General features: G+C 64.6%; 5 protein-coding genes and 1 pseudogene. 4 read left to right on the forward strand and 2 right to left on the reverse strand.

All coding sequences use genetic code 11. The annotated features are described in order from the left end of the window. The 4 genes from FCU66_RS39705 to FCU66_RS39720 all read left to right on the forward strand — a co-directional run. A partial coding sequence (locus FCU66_RS39705) for an ATP phosphoribosyltransferase regulatory subunit (RefSeq protein WP_136625505.1) occupies positions 1-959 on the forward strand: 959 nt, incomplete at its 5' end. A 44-nt stretch (positions 960-1,003) separates the two neighbouring features. Beyond that, positions 1,004-2,125 (forward strand): ATP phosphoribosyltransferase regulatory subunit, encoded by a 1,122-nt coding sequence (locus FCU66_RS39710; RefSeq protein ID WP_136622615.1) that lies wholly within the window; start codon positions 1,004-1,006, stop codon positions 2,123-2,125. Continuing rightward, on the forward strand, positions 2,122-2,823 hold the full coding sequence (gene hisG / locus FCU66_RS39715; RefSeq protein ID WP_136622616.1) for an ATP phosphoribosyltransferase: 702 nt from the start codon (positions 2,122-2,124) through the stop codon (positions 2,821-2,823). Before FCU66_RS39710 ends, hisG begins: the two co-directional genes overlap by 4 nt. A gap of 196 nt (positions 2,824-3,019) precedes the next feature. Next, positions 3,020-4,792 carry an AMP-binding protein gene (locus FCU66_RS39720; protein WP_136622617.1) on the forward strand — a complete coding sequence of 591 codons (1,773 nt, stop codon included), beginning with the start codon at positions 3,020-3,022 and terminating at the stop codon, positions 4,790-4,792. A gap of 46 nt (positions 4,793-4,838) precedes the next feature. On the opposite strand, the gene FCU66_RS39725 is transcribed toward FCU66_RS39720, so the two are convergent. Both FCU66_RS39725 and FCU66_RS42450 read right to left on the reverse strand, forming a co-directional pair. Further along, positions 4,839-5,747 (reverse strand): LysR family transcriptional regulator, encoded by a 909-nt coding sequence (locus FCU66_RS39725; RefSeq protein ID WP_136622618.1) that lies wholly within the window; start codon positions 5,745-5,747, stop codon positions 4,839-4,841. A 136-nt stretch (positions 5,748-5,883) separates the two neighbouring features. Further along, positions 5,884-6,061, reverse strand: a pseudogene (locus tag FCU66_RS42450) (IS630 family transposase); the annotation flags it as partial.

The raw sequence follows: 6,061 nt of genomic DNA on the forward strand, positions 1-6,061 counted from the left end.
GTGTGCTGGAGGCGATCGGCTTTGGCGGCGAGGAGAATGCCGGCCGCCGGCTGACGGTGCTGCGGGCGATCGACAAGCTGGACAAGCTCGGGCCGGAAGGCGTGAAGCTTCTGCTCGGGCCGGGGCGCTGGGACGGCGGCAAGGAAGGCGAGGGCGATTTCGCCAAGGGCGCCGGGTTGAACAGCGGGCAAGCCGAGGCGGTTCTTCTCGCGACAGCGAGGAATGCACAGGTAGGCCAGGATTCCATGGTCAGTTCGAACGCGACCTATCAGGAAGGTGTTGGCGAACTTGCGACGATCGAAGCCCTGGTCAGGGCGGCGGGATATGGCGAGGACCGTATTGCCATGGACCGCTCGGTCGTGCGTGGTCTCGAATACTACACCGGCCCTGTGTTGGAGGCCGAGCTTCTGGCCGAAATCCCTAATGAGGATGGCCAGATCGTCCGCTTCGGCTCGGTCGGCGGTGGCGGCCGCTATGATGGTCTCGTCTCGCGCTTTCGTGGCGAGCCGGTGCCGGCAACCGGTTTTTCTATCGGCGTCTCCAGGCTGATGACGGCGCTGAAGAACCTCGGCAAGCTCGACGCCTCGGAGGTGATCGCGCCGGTCGTCGTGCTGGTCATGGACAAGGACATCGACAGCCTCGGCCGCTACCAGAAGATGGTGTCGGAACTGCGCGCCGCCGGCATCCGCTCGGNNGCCGGCATGAAGGCGCAGCTCAAATATGCCGACCGGCGCGGCTGCCCGGTTGCAATCATCCAGGGTGGCGACGAACGCGCCAAGGGCGAACTGCAGATCAAGGACCTGATCGAAGGCGCGCGCATGTCGGCCGAGATCACAGACAACGCCGAATGGCGCGCCGCCCGCCCGGCGCAGGTCACGGTGGCAGAGGGCGAGCTGGTCGCCGAGGTGAAGAAGATCCTGGCGGCGCAGGTCGCTGATCGCGCGAAAGGTGGCGCTTGAACACCCCCCTCTNNAGAGGGGGGTGCCTCGCGCCCATCCGATCGATGACCTCCCGCTACCCCGCCATCGCAACCGACATCATCAACCTCTTCGCCACCCGCAACACGCATGCGGTCGAGGTCGCAGTGCTGCAGCCCGCCGACCCGTTCCTCGACATGGCCGGCGAGGATTTGCGCCGCCGCATCTTCCTCACCGAAAGCGAGACGGGCCAGACATTGTGCCTGCGGCCGGAATTCACCATTCCGGTCTGCCTTGACCATATAAGTTCGCAGGCCGGCACGCCGCGCCGCTATTCCTATCTCGGCGAGGTGTTTCGCCAGCGCCGCGAAGGCGGCAACGAGTTTTTCCAGGCCGGCATCGAGGATCTCGGCGATCGCGACACCGCTGAAGCCGATGCCCGCTCGCTGGCCGACGCGCACGCGCTGCTGTCGCTGGTGCTGCCCGGCCAGGCCTTGGCAATCACGCTCGGCGACCAGACCATTTTCGAGGCTGTGCTGGCCGCCCTTGGCCTGCCGCGCGGCTGGCGCATGCGCCTTGCCCGCGCTTTCGGCTCGGCACCGATGCTTGAGGCGGCACTCGCCGATCTCGCCAACCCGCCGCGCAACAGCCAGCTCTCCGGCCCGGTCGCCGCTCTTGTCCTTGATGGTGATCTGGAAGGTCTTTCCGCCCACATCGCCGGCGGCATGGAAGAGGCGGGCCTTTCGGCCTCCGCCGGACGCGCGCCGTCCGACATTGCCCGGCGGCTGATCGAGAAGGCCGAATTGCGCAGCGTGCGGCTGTCGAACGAGGCCTTCGCGGCGCTGAAGGGTTTTCTGGCGATCGACGTGCCGCTCGATGGCGCGGCCCAGGCGCTGGCGACCTTCGCCACCGGTGCCGGGCTTTCGCTTGATACCGCATTGGAGAAATTCGCTGCCCGCGCCAAGGCGATCGAAGCGCACGGCCTGCCGGTCGGAACAATCCGTTACGACGCCGCCTTCGGCCGCCCGCTCGATTACTACACCGGTCTGGTTTTCGAAATCGCGGCTGACAATGGCGACCGGCCGTTGGCCGGTGGCGGCCGTTATGACCGGCTGCTGACCCTGCTCGGCGCGAAGACGCCGATCCCCGGCGTCGGCTTTTCCGTCTGGCTCGACCGCATCGAGGCGTTGCGGGAGACGGCGCCATGATCACGCTGGCGGTTCCGTCGAAAGGCCGGCTGAAGGAACAGGCGCTCGAAGTGCTGGCCAAAGCCGGACTCGCCGTCAGCCTGCCCGGCGACGAGCGCAAGTACCACGCCCGCGTCGAGGGCCTGGACAATGTCGAAGTGGTGTTCCTGTCGGCTTCCGAGATTGCAGGCGAGATCGGCCAGGGCGCGGTCGATCTCGGCATCACCGGCGAAGACCTGGTGCGTGAAAACCTCGCCGACTGGGAAGCGCGCGCTGAAATCGTTGCCCATCTTGGCTTCGGCAATGCCGATGTCGTGGTGGCCGTGCCCGACATCTGGCTCGACGTCGACACCATGGCCGATCTCGACGACGTCGCCGCCGATTTTCGCCAACGTCACGGCAGGCGGCTGCGCATTGCCACCAAATACTGGCGATTGACCCAGCAATTCTTCTCCCAAAAACACGGCATCCAGGTCTACCGCATCGTCGAGAGTCTCGGTGCCACCGAAGGCGCGCCAGCGGCCGGGCTGGCCGATGTCATCGTCGACATCACCACGTCAGGCTCGACGCTGCGCGCCAATCATCTCAAGGTGCTCGGCGACGGCCTCGTCCTGCGCTCGCAGGCCTGTCTGGTGGCGTCGAAGAAAGATCGTTCCGCCGCGGATGAAGCCATATTGCGCGACATCGCCGCAAAAATGAGCGCCCTCCCTCCCCCTTGAGGGGAGGGTGCCTCGCGAAGCGAGGCGGGTGGGGTCGCCCCACGTCGAGCACTGCCGCAATGACCCCACCCGTCCATCCGCCTTCGGCGGCTGTCCACCCTCCCCTTAAGGGGGAGGGGATCGTCCAGTACCATCGGCGGGATTTCCTCCATCCCGGCAGGCTGATAGGCTCGGCCAGTCCCGGGAGGAGAGAGCGATGCCAGTCAATCTCGACGAGCTGAAGAACGCCACCAATTTGCGCGGCCGCGGAGCGCGCAATGGCGGCACCTTCGTCGCACCCGTCGACGGCAAGGCGCATGTCTCGGGTGAGCGCAGCGTGCCGCTGCTCAACAAGACAATTCCCGCGCTGTTTTCCGACACCGCCAGCAAATATGCCACGCAAGACGCCGCCGTCTTCGTCGACCAGGACAAGCGCTTCACCTGGAGCGAACTGTCGGACACGGTGGATGCGCTGGCCGCCGGTTTCCTGGCGCTGGGCCTCGAAAAAGGCGACCGCGTCGGCATCTGGTCGCCCAACCGCTGGGAATGGCTGGTGACGCAATTCGCCACTGCCCGCATCGGCTTGATCTTGGTCAACATCAATCCGACCTATCGGCTGACCGAACTCGAATACGCCTTGAACAAGGTCGGCTGCAAGGCGCTGGTCACGGCGGCCAAATTCAAAACATCAGATTACCTCGGCATGATCGAGACGCTGGCGCCGGAGATCGCGAAGGCCACGCCGGGCAAGCTCAAGGCGCAAAAATTGCCGGCGCTGAAGATCGTCATCCGCATGGGCGACGAGAACTCGCCCGGCATGTTCAATTTCGGTGATGTGCTGGCCATGGCCGGCCGCGACGAGCATGACAGCCTCGACCGCATCTCGGAGGGGCTGAAGCCCGGCGAGGCCATCAACATCCAGTTCACGTCAGGCACGACAGGGGCGCCGAAGGGCGCGACGCTGACCCACAACAACATCGTCAACAACGGCAATTTCGTCACCTCGGCGATCAAGCTGACCGTCGACGACCGGCTCTGCATTCCGGTGCCGCTCTATCACTGCTTCGGCATGTCGATGGGCACGATGGGCTGCGTCTCGAAAGGCGCCACCATGGTATTCCCAGGCGAGGGGTTCGACCCCGGCGCCACGCTGAAGGCAGTGGCTCAGGAACGCTGCACCGGGCTCTATGGCGTGCCGACCATGTTCGTCGCGCTGCTCGATCATCCAGACTTCCAGTCCTTCGATCTCTCCAGCCTGCGCACCGGCATCATGGCCGGCTCGCCCTGCCCGATCGAGGTGATGAAGAAGGTGGTGTCGCTGATGCATATGGAAGAGGTGACCATCGCCTATGGCATGACCGAAACCAGCCCGGTCTCGTTCCAGAGCGGCGTCGACGACCCGTTGGAAAAGCGCGTCTCGACGGTCGGACGCATCCACCCGCATGTCGAGGTCAAGGCGGTCGATGCCGATGGCGCCACCGTCGCCGTTGGCGCGCCGGGCGAGCTTTGCACGCGCGGCTATTCGGTGATGAAGGGCTATTGGGACGACGAGGAGAAGACCCGAGAGGCGATAGACACCGACGGCTGGATGCACACCGGCGACCTCGCCACCATCGACGCCGAGGGCTATTGCAACATCGTCGGCCGGGTCAAGGACATGGTCATCCGCGGCGGCGAGAACGTCTACCCGCGCGAGGTCGAGGAATTCCTCTACCGCCACCCCAAGGTCAAGGAAGTGCAGGTGTTCGGCATTCCCGACGCCAAATATGGTGAGGAGCTGTGCGCTTGGATTGTGCTCAAGCCCGGCCAGATCGTCACCGAGCAGGAAATTAAAAACTTCTGCGCCGGCCAGATCGCTCACTACAAAATCCCCCGCCACATCCGCTTCCGCAGCGAATTGCCGATGACGGTGACCGGCAAGCCGCAGAAATTCCTGATGCGCAATGCGATGGTCGAGGAATTGGGATTGGTGACGCAGAAGACTGCGTGAGGGCAGGGCGCGTCGACTTATCGGCTTCGCGCCAGAAGTCGACGCCTCACGCTTCGGATTTGAGGTGATCGATGAAGGCGCGTAGCTTCGGCAGGATCTGGCGCTTGCCGGGATGATAGAGGAAGACGCCCGGCGTCGTGGCAGCGACGCCATCCAGCACCGATTTGAGTTTTCCTGCTGCTATGGGGGCTTCGGCGACAGGTCGAGGCGTCTGTGCCAGCCCAATCCCTTGCATCGCGGCCCCCAGCAACGTCGGGTAGTCGTGCGCGATCAGCGGGCCTGAGACCATCGCTTCGATCTCCCCGTTGCCGTCGACGAAGGACCAGGGCGCGATGGCGCCGTTCGAACGGCGCAAGCGCAAGCAAGCGTGGTGGCGCAAATCCTCAACACGCTCGGGGTAGCCATGGCGCTCGAGATAGTCCGGGCTGCCGACGACCACGAACGGGAACGACGGCGTCAGCCGCACAGCGACCATGTCGGGCGCTATGAACTGGCCAAGGCGGATGCCGGCATCGAACCCGCCGGCCGCGAGATCGACCATCTCGTCGCTCGCGGCGATCTCCAGTTCGATCTCGGGATAGGCCTGGCAGAACGACGCGATCACCGGCTCCAGGATCAACGGCACGACGGCGCGGGGTACGGACAGGCGCAGCAGCCCGGTCGGCCGTTGGCCGACATCGCGCGCTGCCTCGCCTGCCGCGACGAGTTCCTCGAAGGCAGGGCCTGCACGATCGAGGAACCGCTGGCCAGCCTCGGTCAAACCGACGCTCCGCGTCGTGCGGACGAACAGCGCCGCACCCATGCGGGCCTCCAGCGTGCGCACCGCCTGGCTCACGGCGGACGGCGTCACGCCGAGATCGGCGGCGGCGCGGCGGAAGTTGCGGCGCCTGGCGACGGCCAGGAACACCTCGACGCCCTCCAGCGCACCGTGCCGGACTGTGTAGTTCTGCTTCATAGGTTGTTGTGATTACAGCGGATAGTCGAACTATGGAAGTGGGCTTAGAGGTAACCGACTGAAGCTGAGGCGCGTGAACCAGCTTCTGACAGGAGGCCAAATGTCCACGGAAATGCTGTTCCAAACTCATCTCGTTCTAGTGTCCTGATTCCGAAGTTTGAGCCATTTCGGTTTGGTGTTGTGCGACTTGAAGCGTAGCCAGACAGAAGCGCTTGATGGTGTTGAGGATATCGTCGGCCGACTTGGTCCATCTGAAGGGCTTTGGATCGGCATTGACGGCTTCGATGTAAGTTTTGATTGCCGCTTCCAGCTCC

Origin of the sequence: Mesorhizobium norvegicum (genome assembly GCF_004919685.1) — a bacterium.
In the GTDB taxonomy this organism is placed as follows: Bacteria; Pseudomonadota; Alphaproteobacteria; order Rhizobiales; family Rhizobiaceae; genus Mesorhizobium; species Mesorhizobium norvegicum.

Excerpts from the sequence above, each read along its gene's own strand:
- FCU66_RS39725 (WP_136622618.1), bottom strand. The coding sequence starts at position 5,747 with ATGAAGCAGAACTACACAGTCCGGCACGGTGCGCTGGAGGGCGTCGAG.
- FCU66_RS39710 (WP_136622615.1), top strand. The coding sequence starts at position 1,004 with ATGACCTCCCGCTACCCCGCCATCGCAACCGACATCATCAACCTCTTC.
- FCU66_RS39720 (WP_136622617.1), top strand. The coding sequence starts at position 3,020 with ATGCCAGTCAATCTCGACGAGCTGAAGAACGCCACCAATTTGCGCGGC.
- hisG (WP_136622616.1), top strand. The coding sequence starts at position 2,122 with ATGATCACGCTGGCGGTTCCGTCGAAAGGCCGGCTGAAGGAACAGGCG.